The organism is Caulobacter sp. FWC26, from assembly GCF_002742645.2.
Taxonomy (GTDB): Bacteria; Pseudomonadota; Alphaproteobacteria; order Caulobacterales; family Caulobacteraceae; genus Caulobacter.
The window spans coordinates 3481960-3501771 of sequence record NZ_CP033875.1; the positions used below are offsets into that span (position 1 = coordinate 3481960).

At 68.3% G+C, this 19812-nt stretch carries 19 protein-coding genes and 1 tRNA gene; 10 read left to right on the forward strand and 10 right to left on the reverse strand.

Features of this window, described 5'->3' with window-relative positions; genetic code table 11:
- Window positions 1-106: 106 nt before the first annotated feature.
- Window positions 107-1621 carry a tryptophan halogenase family protein gene (locus CSW63_RS18150; protein ID WP_062093973.1) on the forward strand — a complete coding sequence of 505 codons (1515 nt, stop codon included), beginning with the start codon at window positions 107-109 and terminating at the stop codon, window positions 1619-1621.
- Window positions 1618-3129 carry a tryptophan halogenase family protein gene (locus tag CSW63_RS18155; RefSeq protein WP_062093974.1) on the forward strand — a complete coding sequence of 504 codons (1512 nt, stop codon included), beginning with the start codon at window positions 1618-1620 and terminating at the stop codon, window positions 3127-3129. Before CSW63_RS18150 ends, CSW63_RS18155 begins: the two co-directional genes overlap by 4 nt.
- A 154-nt stretch (window positions 3130-3283) precedes the next feature.
- On the opposite strand, the gene CSW63_RS18160 is transcribed toward CSW63_RS18155, so the two are convergent.
- Both CSW63_RS18160 and CSW63_RS18165 read right to left on the reverse strand, forming a co-directional pair.
- The gene (locus CSW63_RS18160) at window positions 3284-4600 is read right to left on the reverse strand and encodes an amidohydrolase (protein ID WP_062093975.1); all 1317 of its coding nucleotides are present in this window, start codon (window positions 4598-4600) and stop codon (window positions 3284-3286) included.
- A gap of 144 nt (window positions 4601-4744) precedes the next feature.
- Window positions 4745-6034: a Xaa-Pro dipeptidase gene (locus tag CSW63_RS18165; protein WP_062093976.1), complete on the reverse strand. Its 1290-nt coding sequence runs from the start codon at window positions 6032-6034 to the stop codon at window positions 4745-4747.
- A 125-nt stretch (window positions 6035-6159) separates the two neighbouring features.
- Here CSW63_RS18165 and CSW63_RS18170 point away from each other — a divergent pair.
- Window positions 6160-6244 (forward strand) — tRNA-Leu (locus tag CSW63_RS18170).
- A gap of 168 nt (window positions 6245-6412) precedes the next feature.
- Window positions 6413-6811 (forward strand): helix-turn-helix domain-containing protein, encoded by a 399-nt coding sequence (locus CSW63_RS18175; protein ID WP_082749346.1) that lies wholly within the window; start codon window positions 6413-6415, stop codon window positions 6809-6811.
- A gap of 2 nt (window positions 6812-6813) precedes the next feature.
- On the opposite strand, the gene CSW63_RS18180 is transcribed toward CSW63_RS18175, so the two are convergent.
- Window positions 6814-7584: a competence/damage-inducible protein A gene (locus CSW63_RS18180; RefSeq protein WP_062093978.1), complete on the reverse strand. Its 771-nt coding sequence runs from the start codon at window positions 7582-7584 to the stop codon at window positions 6814-6816.
- Between the two features lie 53 nt (window positions 7585-7637).
- Here CSW63_RS18180 and sfsA point away from each other — a divergent pair, with 53 nt between their 5' ends.
- The 6 genes from sfsA to CSW63_RS18210 all read left to right on the forward strand — a co-directional run bounded on the left by sfsA (window position 7638) and on the right by CSW63_RS18210 (window position 12592).
- Complete coding sequence (sfsA, locus tag CSW63_RS18185; RefSeq protein ID WP_062093979.1) at window positions 7638-8357, forward strand: DNA/RNA nuclease SfsA; 720 nt, start codon at window positions 7638-7640, stop codon at window positions 8355-8357.
- A gap of 71 nt (window positions 8358-8428) precedes the next feature.
- Window positions 8429-8818, forward strand: coding sequence for a hypothetical protein (locus CSW63_RS18190; RefSeq protein WP_062093980.1), 390 nt, complete (start codon window positions 8429-8431; stop codon window positions 8816-8818).
- Between the two features lie 333 nt (window positions 8819-9151).
- Window positions 9152-9982, forward strand: coding sequence for a type I methionyl aminopeptidase (gene map, locus CSW63_RS18195; RefSeq protein ID WP_062093981.1), 831 nt, complete (start codon window positions 9152-9154; stop codon window positions 9980-9982).
- Window positions 9983-10042: 60 nt separating this feature from the next.
- A complete protein-coding gene (locus tag CSW63_RS18200; RefSeq protein ID WP_062093982.1) occupies window positions 10043-10309 on the forward strand; it encodes a hypothetical protein in 267 nt (88 codons plus the stop codon).
- Window positions 10310-10497: 188 nt separating this feature from the next.
- A complete protein-coding gene (radC, locus tag CSW63_RS18205) occupies window positions 10498-11271 on the forward strand; it encodes a DNA repair protein RadC (protein WP_099503109.1) in 774 nt (257 codons plus the stop codon).
- Window positions 11272-11344: 73 nt separating this feature from the next.
- On the forward strand, window positions 11345-12592 hold the full coding sequence (locus CSW63_RS18210) for a dipeptidase (RefSeq protein ID WP_062093425.1): 1248 nt from the start codon (window positions 11345-11347) through the stop codon (window positions 12590-12592).
- 102 nt (window positions 12593-12694) lie between these two features.
- Here CSW63_RS18210 and msrQ read toward each other — a convergent pair whose 3' ends face one another.
- The 7 genes from msrQ to CSW63_RS18245 form a co-directional block, all read right to left on the reverse strand.
- Window positions 12695-13327 carry a protein-methionine-sulfoxide reductase heme-binding subunit MsrQ gene (gene msrQ / locus CSW63_RS18215; protein ID WP_062093424.1) on the reverse strand — a complete coding sequence of 211 codons (633 nt, stop codon included), beginning with the start codon at window positions 13325-13327 and terminating at the stop codon, window positions 12695-12697.
- Window positions 13328-13486: 159 nt separating this feature from the next.
- Window positions 13487-14407 (reverse strand): protein-methionine-sulfoxide reductase catalytic subunit MsrP, encoded by a 921-nt coding sequence (gene msrP, locus CSW63_RS18220; RefSeq protein ID WP_062093423.1) that lies wholly within the window; start codon window positions 14405-14407, stop codon window positions 13487-13489.
- Between the two features lie 71 nt (window positions 14408-14478).
- Window positions 14479-15174 carry a periplasmic heavy metal sensor gene (locus CSW63_RS18225; RefSeq protein WP_062093422.1) on the reverse strand — a complete coding sequence of 232 codons (696 nt, stop codon included), beginning with the start codon at window positions 15172-15174 and terminating at the stop codon, window positions 14479-14481.
- Window positions 15171-15623, reverse strand: coding sequence for a hypothetical protein (locus tag CSW63_RS18230; protein ID WP_062093421.1), 453 nt, complete (start codon window positions 15621-15623; stop codon window positions 15171-15173). Before CSW63_RS18230 ends, CSW63_RS18225 begins: the two co-directional genes overlap by 4 nt.
- 13 nt (window positions 15624-15636) lie before the next feature.
- Window positions 15637-16200, reverse strand: a complete 564-nt coding sequence (locus tag CSW63_RS18235) for an RNA polymerase sigma factor (RefSeq protein ID WP_062093420.1) — start codon at window positions 16198-16200, stop codon at window positions 15637-15639.
- A gap of 26 nt (window positions 16201-16226) precedes the next feature.
- Window positions 16227-16634 (reverse strand): EF-hand domain-containing protein, encoded by a 408-nt coding sequence (locus CSW63_RS18240; RefSeq protein ID WP_062093419.1) that lies wholly within the window; start codon window positions 16632-16634, stop codon window positions 16227-16229.
- Window positions 16635-16861: 227 nt separating this feature from the next.
- Window positions 16862-19738, reverse strand: a complete 2877-nt coding sequence (locus tag CSW63_RS18245; protein ID WP_168193689.1) for a bifunctional [glutamine synthetase] adenylyltransferase/[glutamine synthetase]-adenylyl-L-tyrosine phosphorylase — start codon at window positions 19736-19738, stop codon at window positions 16862-16864.
- Window positions 19739-19812 lie beyond the last annotated feature (74 nt).

Below are 19812 nucleotides of genomic sequence, written 5' to 3' on the forward strand. Positions count from 1 at the left end.
CCGGGACCCAGGAGCGGCACGCACCGTGCTTCGTCACCCCCTGGGTCCCGGATAGCCTCTGCGAGGCTTCCGGGATGACACGGGATGTATCGCTGAGCCCCGCCCCATGACCCCCTCCCCGATCCGCAGCGTCCTGATCGTCGGCGGCGGCACGGCCGGCTGGATGACGGCGGCGGCCCTGGCCAAGGCCCTGCCCAAGACCACCGCCGTCACCCTGGTCGAGTCCGAACAGATCGGCACGGTCGGCGTCGGCGAGGCGACGATCCCGCCGATCAACACCTTCAACCAGATCCTGGGCCTGGACGAGGCCGCGTTCATGCGGGCCACCAAGGCCAGCTTCAAGCTGGCCATCGAGTTCGTCGACTGGATGGGCCCGGGCCACCGCTACCTGCATCCGTTCGGGAACTTCGGTCTGGATATCGAGGCGCTGAAGTTCCACCAGGTCTGGCTGCGCGCCCATCACGCGGGCTGGGCGCCGCCGATCGACGCCTTCAACCTGTCGGCCCAGGCCGCGCATCTGAGCCGCTACGCCCCGCCGTCGAAGGACCCGGGCCAGGTGCTGTCGAGCCTGAGATACGCCTTCCACTTCGACGCCGGCCTCTACGCCAGGTTCCTGCGGGACTACGCCGAGCCGCGCGGGGTGACGCGCGTCGAGGGCAAGATCGCCAGCGTCGAGCAGCACGGGGAGACCGGCTTCGTCACCGGCGTCACGCTGGAGGACGGGCGCGTTCTGGAAGCCGATCTCTTCGTCGACTGCTCGGGCTTCCGGGGCCTGCTGATCGAGCAGACTCTGAAGGCCGGCTATGACGACTGGAGCCACTGGCTGCCCAACGACCGGGCCGTGGCCATGCCGTGCGTCACCGGCGGCGATGGCCTCACCCCCTACACCCGCGCCACGGCCGATGCGGCCGGCTGGCGCTGGCGCATCCCGCTGCAGCACCGCACCGGCAACGGCTATGTCTATTGCAGCCGCGACATCAGCGACGAGGACGCGGTAGCCCGCCTGCGCGCCACCCTGGACGGCGAGCCTATGGCCGAGCCGAATTTCCTGCGGTTCCAGGCCGGGCGCCGCAAGGCCGCCTGGGTCAAGAACGTGGTCGCCATCGGCCTGTCGTCGGGCTTCCTCGAGCCGCTGGAAAGCACCTCGATCCACCTGATCCAGGCCGGGATCACCAAGCTCTTAGCCCTGTTTCCCGACCGGGGCTTCGATCCTGTCGAGATCGCCGAGTACAACCGCCTGACTGCCCTGCAGGTCGAGCTGATCCGCGACTTCATCATCCTGCACTTCAAGGCCAACGCCCGCAGCGAGCCCTACTGGGTGCGCGCCCGAGAGATGGACATCCCCGAGAGCCTGCAGCGCAAGATCGACCTCTTCGCCGCTTCGGGCAGACTTTTCCCCACCGACCTGGATCTCTTCGCCGAACCCAGCTGGATCGCCGTGCTTCTGGGCCAGGGGATCACGCCGCGTCGCCACGATCCGCTGGTCGACGCCTTCGACGAGGCGTTCCTCAAGAGCCAGCTGTCGCGGCTGGCCGGCCTGATCCGCCAGACGGCGGAAGCCCTGCCGACCCACGAGCAGTTCATCGCCCGCTACTGCGCTTCTCCCGAGTTCAAAGCATGACTCAAGACCACCGCCTGCGCCGCATCGTCATCGTCGGCGGCGGCACCGCCGGCTGGATGACCGCCGCCGCCCTGGGGCGCTTCCTCAAGGACGGCTACACCAAGGTGACGCTGGTCGAGTCCGAGGCGATCGGCACGGTGGGGGTCGGCGAGTCGACGATCCCGCAGATCAACATCTTCAACCGGATGCTGGGCCTGGACGAAAACGACTTCGTCCGGAAGACCAAGGCCACCTTCAAGCTGGGCATCGACTTCGTCGACTGGCAGCGGATCGGCCACAGCTACCACCACCCGTTCGGCCCCTATGGCGTCGACATGGAGGGCGTGTCGTTCCACGCCTATTGGCTGAAGTTACGGGCGATGGGACTGGACGACGACCTGGGCGCCTACAGCCTGCAGACGGTGGGCGCGCGGCAAAGCAAGTTCATGCGCCCCAACGGCCAGGCCAACTCGCCGCTGGGCCAGATCGCCTACGCCTTCCAGTTCGACGCCGGGCTCTACGCCAGGTTTCTGCGGGAGTACGCCGAGGTCCGGGGCGTCACCCGGCAGGAGGGCAAGATCGCCTCGGTCCAGCAGGACGGCCAGAGCGGTCACGTCACCTCGGTCACGCTGGAGAGCGGCCAAATCATCGAGGGCGATCTCTTCATCGACTGCTCGGGCTTTCGGGGCCTCCTGATCGAGCAGACCCTGAAGACCGGCTACGAGGACTGGTCGCAGTGGCTGCTGAACGATCGGGCGGTGGCCATGCCCTGTACGCTGGGCGGTTCGATGGCCCCGGTGACGCGGGCCACCGCGCGGCCGCACGGCTGGCAGTGGCGCATCCCGCTGCAGCATCGCCTGGGCAACGGCTACGCCTATTCCAGCCAGCACGTCAGCGACGACGAGGCCCTGGCCGACCTCCTGAGCCAGCTCGACGGCGAGCCCCTGGCCGACCCCAACCTGATCCGCTTCACGCCGGGCCGTCGCAAGAAGAGCTGGAACGGCAATGTCGTGGCCATCGGCCTGTCGGCGGGGTTCATGGAGCCGCTGGAAAGCCAGTCGATCCACCTGATCCAGGTGGGCATCTCGCGCCTCCTGGCCCACTTCCCCGACCGCCATTTCCGTCAGGCCGAGATCGACCGCTACAACCGGACCATGGCCTTCGAGTACGAGAAGATCCGGGACTTCATCATCCTGCACTTCAAGGCCACGGCGCGCAGCGACACTCCATACTGGGACTATCTGCGCGAGATGCCGATCCCGGACTATCTGGCCGACAAGATCGACCTCTTCAAAGGCTCGGGCCGGGTGTTCCGCGAGAACGAGGAGCTGTTCAACGACACCTCGTGGTTCGCGGTGTTCATCGGCCAGGGGATCTATCCCGAAAGCTACGACCCGATGGCCGACAACATGGACGAGGGCCTGTTCAAGGCCCGCATGGCCGAGATCAAGTCGGTGATCGCCAAGTCCGCCGAGGTGATGCCGGGGCACATGGATTTCATCCGGGAGAACTGTGCGGCGGAGGGGTGAGGGATAACCCCGTAGAAGGGTCCCAAAAAACCGTGTCATCCCGGACGGCCCGGAGGGCCGATCCGGGACCCAGGGGTGAAGAAACGCTGCGCCCGCCGCCCCTGGGTCCCGGCGCTCCGCGCGTCGCGCTCCGGCCGGGATGACAAATGGGTGGCTACTTCCCCACCACATTCAGCACCGCCAGGGTCATCGCCTCTACCCCCGTGCGGATCGTCGGCTCGGCCACCGGCGCGAAGTACGGCGAGTGGTTGACCGGCAGGGCGCGGCCCTCGGCCTTGGCCTTGGCGACCTCGGCGGGGTCGGCGCCGCCGATGGCGAAGTAGACCGACGGCACGCCCGCCAGCACGAATTCCGAATAGTCCTCGGACGCCGAGCCCGGCTTGTCCTGCGCCACGGCGCGGGCCCCGAAGGCGGCCTTGAACACCGCCGCCATGCGGTCGGTCAGGGCCTGGTCGTTGACCACCATCTTGCCGCCAGAGGTCAGTTTCAGGTCGGCGGGCGGCGCGCCGGCCATGTCGGTCACCGCCTTCACCGTGCGGCGCACGCCGTCGAGGATCTTCTCACGCACCGCGTTATCCTGAGTGCGGATCGTGCCGCGCACCCGGGCCTTGTCGGGGATGATGTTGCCGGCGCTGCCCGCCTGGATCGAGCCGACCGTCACCACGCCGAACGCGGACGGGTCCTTCTCGCGGCTGATCACGCTCTGAACGTCGACGGTGAAGCGGGCGGCCATCAGCACCGGATCGATGGTCGCGTTCGGCATCGAGCCGTGCCCGCCCCGGCCGTAGAAGGTGATGTCGAGGCCGTCCGAGGTCGAGGTCAGGACGCCGGCCTTGTAATAAACCTCGCCGGCCGGGCCCGAGCCGACGTGCAGCGCAAAGCCGTAGTCGGGCTTGCCGCCGATCTTGTCCCACAGGCCGTCGGCCAGCATCGCGCGGGCCCCGCTGACGGTTTCCTCCGAGGGCTGGGCCACGAAAACCAGCGTGCCCTTCCACCTGGACTTCATCGCCACCAGCTGCCGGGCCGCGCCGACCCAGGCGGCCATGTGGATGTCGTGGCCGCACGAATGGGCGACAAAGACCTTCTCGCCGTTCCAGGTGGCCGTCGCCTGGCTGGCCCAGGGCAGGCCCGACTTTTCCTGCATCGGCAGGCCGTCCAGCTCGGTGCGGATCAGCACCTTGGGGCCCTCGCCGTTCTTGAGCACCGCCACGACGCCGGTCTTGCCCACGCCCTCGGTGACGGTGAAGCCCAGGGCCCGCATCTGCGCGGCCAGCTTCTTGGCCGTCTCGACCTCCTGGAAGCCCAGTTCGGGGTGAGCGTGGATGTCCTTGTACAGCGCCTCCAGCGCCGGATAGTCGCGGTCGAGCTGGGCGCCGATCGCCTTCTGCGTGGCGGGCACGTTGAGCGGCCCCGCCTGGGCGGCGGCGGCGATCAGCAGGGCCAGGGCGGAGGCGGCGAACAGGGGCTTCATCGGGGATCTCGGCGTGTCAGGTCGCAGGTTCGACGCACGGCCGCCGACGATCCGCCAGCCGTGGTCGGAAAAACACCCGGGTCGTCCCGGCCCGCGCAAGGCGCGGCGCGCCGGGATGAACACAAGGTGCGGCGCGCCGCCGTCCTACGGCGTCTTCACCACCGCGCCGCCCTTCATCACGAAGACCGGCTTTTCCAGCGTGGTGACGTCCGCCAGCGGATCGCCGGCCACCGCGATCATGTCGCCATAGCGGCCCACCGCCACCTGACCGACATCCTTGCTGCGGCCCAGGGCCTCGGCAGCGGTCACGGTCGCCGCCTGGATCGCCTGCAGGGGCGTCGCGCCATAGCGGACCATGACGGCGAACTGCTTGGCGTTGTCGCCGTGCGGATAGATGCCGGCGTCGGTGCCGTAGACCATCTTGACCCCGGCCTTCAGCGCCTTGCGGAAGTTCTCGCGCTGGATCTCGCCGATGTCGCGGTCCTTGCGGAGGTTGTCCTCCAGCACGCCGTTCTTCTTGCCCTCGGCCTGGGTGTAGTCGGTGTTGTAGATGTCCATCGAGAAGTAGGCGCCCTTCTGGACCGCCAGCTTGATGCCCTCGTCGTCCACGAGGCTGGCGTGCTCGATCGTGTCGACCCCGGCCCGCACCGCCTCGCGGATGCCCGAGGCGCCGTGGGCGTGGGCGGCGACCTTGATGCCGGCCATGTGCGCCTCGTCGACGACCGCCTTCATCTCATCATAGGTCAGCTGCTGCTGGCCCGGCTCGTTGCCGCGCGAGAAGACGCCGCCCGTGGCGCAGATCTTGATCACCTGGGCGCCGTACTTCTTCAGCGTCCGCACCGCCTTGCGCGCCTCGTCGGGGCTGTCGCTGTTGAAGGGGCTCTTCTGGTCCATCGACGGCGGGAAGAAGGTCGAATCGCAGTGACCGCCCGTCGCGCCGAACGAGATGGCGGCGGTGACGATGCGCGGACCGGGCACATAGCCCGCGTCGATCGCCTCGCGCAGGCCTACGTCGTCAAAATCGGCCGCGCCAACGTTGCGCACGGTCGTAAAGCCCGCCTCGAGCGTCTTCTTGGCGTTGGCGGTCTGCACAACGCTCCAGAAGCGGTCGCTGTATTCCAGGCTGTTGTAGCCGCCGATCTCGGCCAGGCTGTCGAGGTGCACGTGCATGTCGATCAGACCCGGCAGCAGGGTCGCGCCGGGCAGGTCGACCACCTTGGCGCCGGCCGGAACCGCGTCGCCTTTCCTGCCAATGCTGGTGATCCGGCCATCGGTGACGATCACCAGGGGATTGTCGACATACTTGCCGCTGGCCACGTCCAGCAGGCGCGCGGCGCTGACCGCCTTGACCTCGGCCGCGCCGGCCGCCCCGGCCACCGCCAGCCCCACCGCCGCGCTCGCCATCAGCGTCGCGATCTTGATGCCCTTACCCATCTGACTAACCCCATGAAACTTGAGCGGCGGACGCTAGCACGCGGATCGGCGCCGTCGAGTCCCGTCGTCCGGACGCAAAGCCGGCCTCGACCCGATCGCGACGATCGCCTAAGGGATCAGGCTGCGGGGACGTGGCGGAATCGGTAGACGCGCCGGACTTAAAATCCGTTGGAGCAATCCGTGTGGGTTCGAGTCCCACCGTCCCTACCAGCCAACCCTCGGAGGAGCCCCAAGCTTGGGTTCTCGCCTTGGGTGAATAAGCACTGAAAATCCGAATATTCGTTTCGGCTCGACTCGACTCCGGTCAAGATGACGCTGGTGGAACCGCGCGCGACCACCAAGCTTCGCTTTCCCACTGTTGCGTATCGAGTCTCGAGCATGGCTGAAGACAAGTCTCCCGATCCCGTCGACATCCATGTCGGACGCCGCCTGCGCATGCGCCGCAAGGACCTCGGGCACTCGCAGCAGGCGCTCGCCGACGCCCTGGGCCTGACCTTTCAGCAGGTGCAGAAGTATGAGGGCGGCTCCAACCGGATCAGCGCCAGCAAGCTGCACGCCGCCGCCATGTTCCTGAAGACCCCGGTGGCCTTCTTCTTCGAAGGGCTGGAAGATCCGGGGAGCGTCGACACGACCGCCGCCGAGCTGGCCAACGAAATGGCCGCCTTCTGGTCACTGCCGGGCGGCCCGGATCTGGCCCGCGCCTTCGCGGCGATCGACTCGGCGGGCATGCGCAAGCATCTGCTGGACCTGGCCCGCGCCATCGCCGGCCAGGAATAGGGTCAGACCGCGTCGGCCAGCAGTTCGATGTTGTTGGCGCCGGCCTCGCCCAGCGCCGCCATCAGTTCGCCCACGGCCGCTTCCAGCTCGGCGGCGTCGCGGCCGCGCAGCACCAGGTTGGCGCCATAGACGTCCGGCGGGCTGAAGAACGGATAGCTGCCCAGCGACATGTCCGGATGGGCCTTGGCGACGGCTTCCAGCGGCGCGGCGATCACGCCCTCGCCCGTGCCGGTGACGCGCACCGTCTTGCTCAGCACCACCGCCCCGGTCCGCAGGCGCGGGCCCACGTCCTCGAGCATGCCGCGCATGATCGACGGGACCCCGGCCAGGACAAAGACGTTCTCCTTCTGGAAGCCGGGCGGGCCCTGCACAGGGTTCTTCACCAGGCTGCCGCCTTCGGGCACGTGGGCCATGCGGCGGCGGGCGGCGTTCGGTTCGCCCCAGCGCTCGCGCAGCATGGCCATGATCTCGGGATGCTCGGGCGCGGTCACGCCGAAGGCCTTGGCGATCGAGTCGGCGGTGATGTCGTCGTGGGTCGGACCGATGCCGCCGGTGGTGATGACATAGTCGTACTTGGTGCGCAGGGCGTTCACCGCGTCGATGATCTCCTGCTCGACGTCGGGCACCACCCGCGCCTCACACAGATCCACGCCATAGGTCGCCAGATACTTGGCGATCGCCGCGAGATTGGTGTCCTGGGTGCGACCCGACAAGATCTCGTCGCCGATGATCATCACCGCGGCCGTGACGCGCGCGCTTTTGGTGGCTGTCATCGCCTCGATCCCCTATCTGCCCTGCTGTTCTCACCTTCCGACTTAGGCCTCGCATGCTGCTGCCGCAACCGCTGATCCATGGCCGTCTGGTGAGCCGCTACAAGCGGTTCTTCGCCGACCTCGTACTGGACGACGGCCAGGTGATCACCGCCCACTGCCCCAATCCGGGGGCGATGCTGGGCGTGAAGGACGCAGGCCAAGGCGCCTGGGTGTCGTGGTCTGACGATCCCAAGCGCAAGCTGGCCTACACCCTGCAGCTGGTCGAGCAGGGAAACGCTCTGGTGGGAATCAACACCCTGCTGCCCAACCGGCTGGTCGCCGAGGCCCTGGCGGCCGACGCCATCCCCGAGCTTTCCGGCTATGCGACGATCAAGCCCGAGGTGAAGTACGCGCAGGCCAGCCGGGTCGACTTCCTGCTGACCCACTCGGACCGCCCGCCGTGCTGGCTGGAGGTGAAGAACTGCCACTTCTCCCGCACGCCGGGCCTGGCGGAGTTTCCCGACTGCAAGGCCGAGCGCTCGACCCGCCACCTGGAAGACCTCGCCGCCCAGGTCCGCGAGGGCCACCGGGCCGTGGTGCTGTTCGTGGTCCAGCGCGAGGACTGCGAGACCTTCAGCGCCTGCGCCGAGCTTGATCCGAAGTTCGCCGCGGGCCTCGACGCGGCGGCGCGGGCGGGGGTGGAGGTGCTGGTCTATGCCTGCGCGATGAGCACACAGGCGGTGGGGATCGATCGCCGCATCGTGTGGAGCAACGCCCGTCTAACAGCGATTTAAGCTGCATTCCCCGCGCCTTCGGCTACTTCTTCCCACGCTCGCGCGAGAGGGGCGCGAACATGGGGGAGCGTATGAAGCGGACCATCCTGGCGCCGGCCATCCTGGCCTTGGTTCTGTCGGGCTGCGGCCCGTCCGATCCGAAGAAGCCCGAGGGCGGGCTGATGCTGGGCCTGCGGGCGATCTTCGCGTTCAAGGCCTGCACCGACAAGCTGGAGGAGCGCTTCGGCCTGGCCAAGGTGGTGGGCGTCACCTCCAACGACATGAACCCCATCCAGGTCGGCCCGCCGGGCAATTGGGACGTCAAGTTCACCGCCGACGTCACCGAGGAAGAGAGCGGCCGGGTCACGCGCTACACCGGCGTCTGCCACGTCCGCCGCGACAAGCCCACGACCCTGGACGCCAGCTTCGTCAAGGAGATCAAGGCGGGGGGCGACGTCGTGCGGCGGATCCGCCCGGGCTGAGACGCCAGGCTCCGGACGCCATCAGATGGCGTCCTCTTCTCTTGTCATCCCGGCCGGAAGACCGCGTAGCGGGCTGTAGCGCCGGGACCCAGGGGCGACCGCAGCGCGCCGGCCCCTGGTCCCGGATAGCCCCTGCGAGGCTTCCGGGATGACGAGCATTTTTGACTTTGAAATCATCGGGGAAGCTCCTTCTCTCCGATTGACGCCGGCCTGCAGGCCGAAAGGTCGCGGCCAAGAGGCGACGGCTATTGAACTTTTGTGCTATGCTCGCGACATAACCCCTGACCGCAGACCCCTTCGCCGCCCCTGCGGCGGCGAGCCCCCGAGTAGAGCATGACCCTGGACACCGCCCTCGAAATCGAAGCCGAGACCCGCACGGGTCAGATCAAGATCCACCAGGCCGAGGACTTCGAGGGCATGCGCAAGGCCGGCAAGCTGGCCGCGGAGTGCCTGGACATGCTGGTTCCGCACGTGCAGCCGGGCGTGTCGTCCGACGAGCTGGACCGGCTGGCGCGCGAGTTCATCCTCGACCACGGCGCCCTGCCCGCCTGCCTCTATTATCGCGGCTATCCCAAGACGGTCTGCATCTCGCGCAACCACGTGGTCTGCCACGGCATTCCCGGCGACTGGAGCCTGAAGGAAGGCGACATCGTCAACATCGACGTGACCGCTATCGTCGACGGCTGGCACGGTGACACCTCGCGCATGTACGGCGTGGGCGAAGTGGGCCCGCGCGCGCGCCGCCTGGTCGAGATCACCTATGAGGGCATGCGGCGCGGCCTGGAAGCCGTGAAGCCGGGCGCCACGCTCGGCGACATCGGCCACGCCATCCAGTCCTATGTCGAGGCTCAGCGCTGCAGCGTCGTGCGAGACTTCTGCGGCCATGGCCTGGGCCGCGTGTTCCACGACGCCCCGAACATCCTGCACTTTGGCCGCCCCGGCCAGGGCGCGGTGCTGAAGCCCGGCATGTTCTTCACCGTCGAGCCGATGGTGAACCTGGGCAAACCCGCCGTGAAGGTGCTGAATGACGGCTGGACCGCCGTGACCCGCGACAAGTCGCTGTCGGCCCAGTGCGAGCACTCCATCGGTGTGACGGAAGACGGCTACGAGGCGTTCACCGCCTCTCCCGCCGGGCTGTTCCAGCCGACGATCCTGGGCGGCTAATCGCGTAAAACGCGTGTTTCTCCGGTAGACAATCGGGCTTTCGTTCGCGATCCTGCGGGCATGACTGAGGCCGAGAAGCGCAGACGGTTTCAACGTGTCATCGGGTGGTTCTACCTCCCGATGATGGCGGGCATGTACCTTGTTCATAACGCTCTGAAACTACGTGACGGCGAGATCGCCGAGGCTGAGTTTCTCTGGCGCGCCTCCATCTCCGCCCTGGTGATCATTGTGGGCGCTCTCATCCCTTGGGCGGAAGATCGTCGCCTTCGCCGTCTCGCCGAGGAACGGCGCAAGACGCGTCGGCTGCCGCTGAGCCTGGGCGGCTAGTTCCAGATCCTCCCCCGCGACGCGGGGGAGGTGGCCCGGAGGGCCGGAGGGGGCTAACGCGGCGTTCGCACAGCTCGTCCCCTCAGTCGGCTCCGCCGACAGCTCCCCTGCAACACAGGGGAGCATCTAAACCCTCTAGACAACTCTAGCGATAAACCGCCTACTGCTCGCGTAGAGTCGAGGGCGGCATGGTCAGTGTTTCTTCCCTGGCGATTTCCGACGGCGCGCCGGACGAGCCGCCCGCGCCTGCCCCAAAGCCGGTCCTGCCCAAGCCCGTCCGCAAGACCGCCCACGCCCATCACCTGGGCCACCGCGAGCGCCTGCGCGAGCGGGCGGCCAAGGGCGGGTTCGTGGCGCTGCCCGACTACGAGCTGATCGAGCTCTTCCTGTTCCGCACCTTCCCGCGCGGCGACGTCAAGCCGCTGGCCAAGGCGCTCTTGGCGCGTTTCGGCTCGCTGGACGGGGTGCTGGGCGCGACGGTCGAGGAGCTGCGCACCGTCCCCGGCGTCGGCGAGGCGGCGGCCATGGACCTGAAGCTGCTGCACGAGGTCTCGCTGCGCGCGGGCCGCGACAAGATCATCAAACGACCGGTGATCTCGTCCTGGAGCGCCCTGCTCGGCTATATCCGCGTGGCGTTGGCCAACGAGTCGCGAGAGCAGTTCCGCGTGCTGTTCCTCGACAAGAAGAACCAGCTGATCGCCGACGAGGTGATGAACCGCGGCACCGTCGACCACGCCCCGGTCTATCCGCGCGAGGTGATGCGCCGGGCGCTGGAGCTGTCCAGCAGCAACATCATCATCGTCCACAACCATCCCTCGGGGGATCCAACCCCCTCGCGCCCCGACATCGACATGACCAAGCAGATCGTCGAGGCCGGAAAAGCCCTGAAGATCGCCGTGCATGATCATTTGGTGGTCGGTCGCGAAGGCGTGGCCAGCTTCAAGGCGCTGGGGTTGATGTGAAGCCGTAAGATGGGTTGACGGCCGCAAATCCAGCGCTGAGCTTCACCGGGCGAAATCGTTCCGGAGTGCTTCCATGCGTCGCCTGCTCACCGTCCTCCTCGCCTCGACCGCCCTGCTGGGGGGCGTCGCCGACGCCCAGAACAAGGCCAAGAAGCCTGACGCGCCGCCGGCGGTGTCCAAGGCCGACAAGGCGCTGCATGACAAGTTCCTGATCCTCGACACCCACCTCGACACCCCGACCCACTTTGGTCGTCCGGGCTGGAACATCACCGACCGCCACGAGGTGGAGCACGACTTCAGCCAGGTCGACCTGCCGCGCATGAACGAGGGCGGCCTGGATGGCGGCTTCTTCGTGATCTACACCGGCCAGGGCGACCTGACCGCCGCCGGCTACGAGTACGCCCGCAACTACGCCCTGCACCGCGCGATCGAGATCCGCGAGATGCTGGCCGGGAACAAGACCGGCTTCGAGCTGGGCCTGACCTCGGACGACGCCCGCCGGATCAACAAGGCCGGCAAGAAGTTCGCCTTCGTCAGCATGGAAAACAGCTGGCCGCTAGGCGAGGACCTCACCCTGCTGACGACCTTCCACAAGGAGGGCCTGCGGATGGCGGGTCCCGTTCACTTCCGCAACAACCAGCTGGCCGACAGCTCGACCGATCCCAAAGGCAAGATCTGGAACGGCTACTCGCCGCTGGGCCTGCGTTGGCTGGCCGAGGCCAACCGCCTGGGCATCGTGATCGACGTCAGCCACGCCAGCGACGATGTCGTCGACCAGTCGCTGGCCCTGTCGAAGGCTCCGATCATCGCCTCGCACTCGGGTCCCAAGGCGGTCTACGACCACCCGCGCAACCTCGACGACGCGCGCATCAAGAAGATCGCCGACGCCGGCGGCGCGGTGTGCATCAACTCGATCTATCTGACCGACACCACGCCCAGCCCCGAGCGCAAGGCCGCGCTGGAAGCCCTGGGCCGTGCGCCGGACCCGAAGACCGCCACGCCCGAAATGGTCAAGGCCTATGGCGAAAAGCGCGCCGCCGTCGACAAGGCCTATCCGGCCCCGCGCGGCGACTTCGACCTCTACATGAAGAGCATGCTGCACGTGCTGAAGGTGGCCGGCCCCAAGGGCGTCTGTGTCGGCGCCGACTGGGACGGCGGCGGCGGCATGGACGGCTTCGAGGACATCACCGACCTGCCCAAGGTCACCGCCCGCCTGAAAGCCGCCGGCTATAGCGACGCCGACATCGAAGGCATCTGGAGCGGGAATGTGCTGCGCATCGTCGACGCCGCGCAGGCCTATGCGAAGACGGCGGCGAAGTAGGGTTACTGGCCCCCTCCGCGCTGACGCGCTCCTCTCCCGGAGGGGGAACAAGGGCGCGTGCACCTTCCGCCCCCTCCGGGGGCGGACGACCTGCGCAGCAGGTCAGGTGGGGGCCTGCCGCGCTGGCCGTCTCCCCTCCCAGACCCGCCAAGCCATCAACGCCACGAACACCACGCCGTAGATGATCGGCGGCCGGTGATCCGCCTTGACCAGCAGGTAGTAGTGGATCACCCCCAGCGGGACGATCAGATAGATCAGCCTGTGCAGCCGGCTCCACGCCGCCCGGCCCATCCGGACCACCCAGCTGTTGGTCGAGGTCACCGCCAGCGGGATCAGCAGCACAAAGCCCAGCATCCCCAGCGTGATGAACGGCCGCTTGAGGATGTCCTTCCACAGCTGGCTCCAGTCGAAATAGAGATCGACCCCGACATAGCTGAACAGGTGCAAGAGCACATAGGCGAAGGCGAACAGCCCCACCGTCCGGCGAAACCGCACCAGCCTCGGCATCTTCAGGATCCGCGCCGCCGGGGTGATGGCCAGGCCCACCAGCAGGAGCCGCAGGCCCCAGACGCCCAGCTCGCGGATCAGCTTCTCGATCGGATTGGCGCCGAGCTCGCCCGCATAGCCCCGCCAGGCCAGCCAGGCTAGCGGCGCGAAACAGGCCAGCCAGACGAGACCATAGACGAGGTTGTCCTGGAGCTTGGAGGGGCGTTTTTTGCGGGGGGGATTAGCCACGACGCCTCACCTCCCCGATTTCCCCGGCGAATGCCGGGGCCCAGATCGAAACCACGAGCGCCTTTGCCGACGGCCTTGCGATCAGGCGAACCCACCTCAAACGCCCAGAATGAATCTGGATCCCGGCATTCGCCGGGAAGGTCGGATTTTTGGTAGGCATCAATAAAACCGCTTCAAATCCATACCCCGGTACAGGTCCGCCACCCACTCGCCATAGCCGTTGAATGGCAGGGTCTCGCGGCGGCGGAACTCACCGATGCGACGCTCGGTGGCCTGGGACCAGCGGGGGTGGTCCACGGCCGGATTGACGTTCGAGTAGAAGCCGTACTCGCGCGGCGCCAGCACGTTCCAGGAGGTGACCGGCTGCTTCTCGACCAAGCTGATGCGGACGATCGACTTGATGCCCTTGAAGCCATATTTCCACGGCACGACCAGCCGCAGCGGCGCGCCGTTCTGGTTGGGCAGGACGTCGCCATAGAGCCCCACCGCCATCAGGGTCAGCGGGTGCATGGCCTCGTCGATCCGCAGGCCTTCGCGATACGGCCAGTCCAGCGTGTTCCAGGCCTGGCCCGGCATTTCGGAGGGTCGCATGACGGTCTCGAACGCCACGAACTTGGCCTTCGAGGTCGGCTTGACCGAGGCCAGCAGGTCCTTCAGCGGGAAGCCGACCCAGGGAATGACCATCGACCAGCCCTCGACGCAACGCATCCGGTAGATGCGCTCCTCCAGCTTGTTCTTGCCGATCAGGTCCTCGATGCCGACCGTGCGCGGCGCCTCGCAGGCGCCGTCGATGCGCACGGTCCAGGGGCGCGGCTTGAACTTGCCCGAGTTTTCGGCCGGATCGCCCTTGTCGACGCCGAACTCATAGAAGTTGTTGTAGGTGGTGATGTCCTCTTTCGAGGTCGGCTTCTCGGTGGTGGAAAAGCCCCGGCTGTAGCTGAGGCCCGCCTGCGCCTGACTGGCCGACGCGCCGGCCACGCCCAGACCGGCCAGACCAGCCATCAGGGTCCGACGCTTGAGATAAACGCCGTGATCGGTGACGTCGTTGTCGGTCAGGTCGGCGGCGTGGCGGATCAGCATGGGAACGCTCCGGAGCGGCTTACGTCACTGATACGCGGCGGCGCGGCGTTTGGTTACCTCACGGCGCGTGATTATTGTCGCGCCGGTCGCGCGCCCGTCTGGTCGCGCCCCTGGGCGGCGTAGACCTGCCGCAAGCCCTCGGCCAGGGCCGCACGCTCGGCCGGCGGCAAGGTCGCTGCGAATTCAGCCAGAGCGGCCTCGACATTGCTTCGCGCCTCCTGTTCCAGCGCACGGGCGTTGGCGAGACGACGCGCCACCTCGGCCGGATCGGCGCCCGGAGCCGACAACGCCTCCAAGGCAGAGCGTCGCTCAAGACGCGCCTGGCGGGTGATCGGCTGATTTCTCTGATTCACCGCCTTGAGAGTCTGGCGGAGGGCGACACGATTTTGCGGCGAAAGCTGCTCGCCCGCCGTCCAGATGGGAGAACGCGCCGGCCGGGGGTCCGGTGGGGCGTTGGTCGGGGTAGGCGTCGACACGGGGGCGGGTTTGCTCGCCGCAGGCGCGGCGCGTACCGGCTTATCGTTCGGCCGGTTTGGCGCAGGCGAGGCGCTCGGCGCGGCAGGCGAGCCCTGACCCGCCGCAGCGGCCGGCGTGGCCGGGACGGCGGCTGGCGGAGCAGCGACTGGCGTGGCTGGCGGCGGCGCGGGCGTCGCAGCCCGGGGGCTGGTGAGACGCACATAGGTCACCCCGACAACCCCGCCAATCAGGAAGACATTGAGGGTCGCCGATGCGATCAGGCCGATCAGCAGCGGGCGTGAAACACTCATAACTCGGATGGCTCCCGAAGGGCGTCCTGCAGGTCCTGATAAACCTCGGCGGCGGTCACAATCTCGTCGTGCGGGGCTGTCGACGGAAACGCCGGCGCATGGACGTATCCGCCAAGGCTAACGCCCGCCAGGATCCCGGCGAAGGCGGCGGCCGAGAGGCCCAGCGCCGCCGACAAACCCGCCACCCACCGCCGCGCCGTCGTCGGGGCCTTGGGCGCAGCGGTGATCAGACGGCCGAGCAGCGCGGCGTCGACCGCCTGGGCCGGCGCCAGGTCCAGGAGACGGTCAACCTGCGACGCCTCGGCCAGAACGGCCGCCAAGCGGGTCGGATCGGACGCCAGCCGCGCGCGCGCGGCCTCGCGCTCGCCCTCGGGCCAACGCGCGATCTCGCCGCCATAGCTTTCCGCCAGCGCCTCGAAGCGCGCGACGGACATCGCCGATGTCGTCATCCTCGAGCCTCCTTCATGCCGCGCCGTCCCGCGCCAGATCCGCCAGCGACGCCTTCAGCGCGCGACGCCCGCGCGAGAGCAGGCTTTCCAGCGCCTCGACGCTGATCTCCATCAACCCCGCCGCCTCGATATTGCCAAGTCCCTGGTGATGGCAAAGCACGATCGCCTCGCGTTGCCGCGCCGGCAGCGCCGCCAGGGCCGCATCGACCCGGCGCGAAAGATCGGCATGCAGCAGCCGCGCATCCGGTGCGGGACCCGTGTCCGCCTGTTCGGGCGGGGTGTCGGTCACGATTTCGCGCCGGCGACGGAGACGATCGTAGCAGAGGTTCAGCGCCACGCGGTGCAGCCAGGTGTCGAAGCGGGCGGCGCCCGGCTTCCAGGCCTTGGCCTGCTTCCAGGCGCGCAGGAAGGTCTCCTGCGCGACGTCCTCGGCCTCGCCGGAGTCGTTCAGCATCCGGCGGGCCAAGGCGAGAATGCGCGGCAGGCGCCGATCCAGCAGGGTTCGTACGGCGGACGGGTCGCCCCGTCCCACCCCCGCCAGCAAGGCTTCGTCGGGATCGTTCCCGTCGGAGACCAAACCTCAGCTCGCCGCGCACGTCGTCATCAGACACCGACCTTGGCCCTGCCGTCCTTGGCGCTCAACTCCTCAAGCGTCAGAACGCCGTCATTATTGGCGTCCATCCGCTTGAAGCGCATCGCCATCACGGCGTTGGCCTCGGTCCGCGATAGCGCGCCGTCCTTGTCGGCGTCGAAGCGCGCAAACATCCGCTGGCCGCGCTTGCCGGCCTTGGCCGCCTTGGCGTCGACCTCGGCGTTCTGCTTGCGCATGGCGGCGAACTCGTCGGGCGAGATCTTGCCGTCCTTGTTGGTGTCCAGCCGCGCGAACATCTTGTCGCCGTTCTTGGCCTGGAACTGCGCCAGCGTCATGCCCGTCGGCGCGGACGTCTGGGCCAGAGCCGGCGCGGCGACGGCCAGCACGGCGGCGGCGGCGATCAGGGTGCGTTTCATCATCAGACGCAGAGTCTCCAAAGGTTGGACAGCCCGTCCCATGGAGGTGAAACGCGGGGCGGCGGGGATTCCGTCGGGGGGGGTCCATAATTTTCCGACCTCCCCGGCGAATGCCGGGGCCCAGATTCATCCTGAGAGGTGAGCGTGTTCGCGCCCAACGTCTGTGGTCCGTCCAAAGAGACGAGGGTTCGATCTGGGCCCCGGCATTCGCCGGGGAGATCGGTTTGGAGCTACCCCCTCACCACCGCCTCATAGGCCGCCCGCGCCTCGGCCTTGGCCTTGGCGAGTTTGGGCCTCAGCGACTTGAACTGCGCGACGCCGCCGGCCTTGGCCAGCAGGGTCTTGAAGGCCTTGGGCTCGGCCTCGGGGTCGCCGCCGTCCTCCAGAGCGACCTTGATCAGTTGCGAGAGGTCCTGCTCCAGCCGCCAGGCCGCCTCCAGCCGAGACAGCGCCCCCTCATCGGCCAGGCCGGCCTCGCGCAGGGCCGCCAGCGCCTCGCCGGTGTTCTGGCGCAGCGGGCCGCCCGCCGCGGCGTGGGCCAGCTGCAGGAACTGCGCGGCGAACTCGATGTCCACGAGACCGCCGGGATCGAGCTTCAGGTCCCAGTCGCCCTTGCCGGGCCGCTCGCGCTCCATCAGCTGGCGCATCTCGACGACGTCAGCGGCGGTCTTCTTCGGATCGCGCGCCCGGCGCAGCGCCGCCGCGATCGCGCCCTCCGCCCGCTCACGGAATGCGTCGGTACTGGCCCAGACCACCCGCGCGCGGGTCAGTGCCAGCAGCTCCCAGGTCTCGGCCTCGCGCTCGTAATAGTCTTCGAAGGCCGCGAAGCTGACCGCCACCGGCCCCTTGGTTCCCGAGGGGCGCAGCTTCAGGTCGACCTCGTACAACGTCCCCTCGCCCGTCGGCGCCGACAAGGCCGAGGTCAGGCGCTGGGTGAAGCGGGCGTAGAAGACATCGGCGCTCCACTCCTTGACCGCCGACATCCCCGCGGGATCGTCGGCGGCGTAGAGGGTCATCAAATCCAGGTCCGACTTGGCGGTCATCTCGCGCGAGCCGGCCTTGCCCAGGGCCACGACGGCCACCTGACCCGGGAACGCGCCGCCGATCCGCTCGACCTCGGCCAAGGCGGCGGGCGCGAGGCCGCCGATGATCAGGTCGGCCAGCTCGGCGAAGGCCCTGCCGATATCGCGGGCGTCGGCGGTGCCGCTCATCACCCGAACCCCGATCCGGAAGCTCTGGTCGCGGAATAGCCGTCGGGCGGCGTCCATCGCGCCCTCGAAATCCTCCGGATCCCAGGGCGCGGCGGTGGGCGTCTCGATCGGGCCAAAGAAGCTGGGATCCAGCAGGGCGTCCAGCGCCGTCGGCCGCTTGGCCATGGTCGAGGCCAGGCGCGGGGCGAAGGCCATGACCTCGACGATCAGCTCGAACAGGCGCGGCTGGGCCAGGAACAGCGACTGGATCTGCACCCCTGACGACAGGCGCGAGAAGAAGTCGGAAAAGCGGTTGAACGCCTGGTCCGGCGCGCCAGTGGCGTTGGCGGCGTCCAACAGGCGCGGGGCCAGGCGCGTGAAGAGTTCGCGGCCCCGCTCGGTGCGGGTGGCGGCGATGTGGCCGTGGTGCCAGCCCCGGATGGCGGCGGCCACCCGCTCGGGACTGGAAAAGCCCATCCGCTTTAGCGTGGCGAGCGTCTCCGGATCATCCTCGACGCCGGTGAACACCAGGCTGCCGAAGCGCGACGACAGCGCCTCCTCGCCGGCGAACAGGCGGCCATAGCGCAGGTTCACGCCCTTCAGGATCTTGCCCACGGCGGCGTCGAAGACGCGGAGGTTTCCCTCGCCCCACAGAGCCGCGACCTTCTTGCGCTCGGCGTCGGACTCCGGGAGCTTGTGGGTCTGGTCGTCGGCGATCATCTGGGCGCGGTGCTCGAGCGCCCGCAGGTCCCTGTAGGCCTCCGTCAGCCAGGCGGCGTCCTCGGGCGTGACATGGCCGGCCTCGGAAAGCGCCTTCAGCGCGTCCAGGGTGCGCGGGCTGCGCAGGTCCGGCTGGCGGCCGCCCAGGATCAGCTGCTGGGTCTGGACGAAGAACTCGATCTCGCGGATGCCGCCGCGCCCCAGCTTCAGGTCCGCGCCCTTGGCGGTCAGGCGGTCGTCGACCTTGTAGGTATGGATCTGGCGCTTGATCGAGTGGATGTCGGCGATGGCCGCGAAATCCAGGTTACGCCGCCAGATGAACGGCTGCAGCCCCTCCAGGAACGCCGCGCCCTCGGCCGCATCGCCGGCCGCGATCCGGGCCTTGATGTGGGCCGCCCGCTCCCAGTTCTGGCCGACGCTCTCATAGTAGTCCATGGCCGCGTCGACCGGCATGGCCGGCGGGGTCGAGGACGGGTCGGGGCGCAGGCGCAGGTCGATGCGGAAGACATAGCCGTCGCCAGTGCGCTCCTGCAGGATCCGGCCCAGATGGTTTGCGATCCGCACCGCCACCGCCTGCGGCTCGTGCCCTTCGGCCACCGGCAGCTTCTCGGGCGCGTAGAAGATCGAGAAGTCGATGTCGCTGGAATAGTTCAGCTCGAACGCGCCGTGCTTGCCCATGGCCACGCAGAAGAGGCCCGGCGCGGGCCCTGGCGCGCCGTCGCCGACGTGCGTGAGGGCGCCGCGATCGACCTCCTGCCGCACGGCCTGTGCCAGGGCCGCGTGCAGCACCGCGTCGGCGAAGCGGGTCAGAGCGCCCGTCACCTGATCGAGATCCCAGACGCCGCCCAGGTCGCTGATCGCGGTCAGCAGGTGCAGGTCGGCCTTCAGCTCGCGCAAGGCGCGGCGCGCGGTCTCGAAGTCGGGCTCGGCGGCCACGGCCTCGGCGGCGGCCAAGATCTCGGCCAAGGTCTGGTCGGGATCACCGCCCAGGATCATGGGCAGACGCTTGCCGTCGCGTCGCGCCAGGCCCGCCAGATAGGGCGCGGCGGCGAAGATCGGCGCCAGGCTGTCCCAGGCCGCGTCGACGCTCGCCATCGCCTCGCCGGCCCGCTTGGCGATCGCCTCATGCGCGCGTTCGGCGGCCTTGGCGTCCAGAATGGGGCCGCAGGGGGCGAGGCGGTCGGCGAGCTTGGTCATGCGGCCACGGTGGCCTGCGTTGCGTTTTCCGACAAGCCGAGCCCAAGACTCGCGCTTGACGTTAGAAATTACAG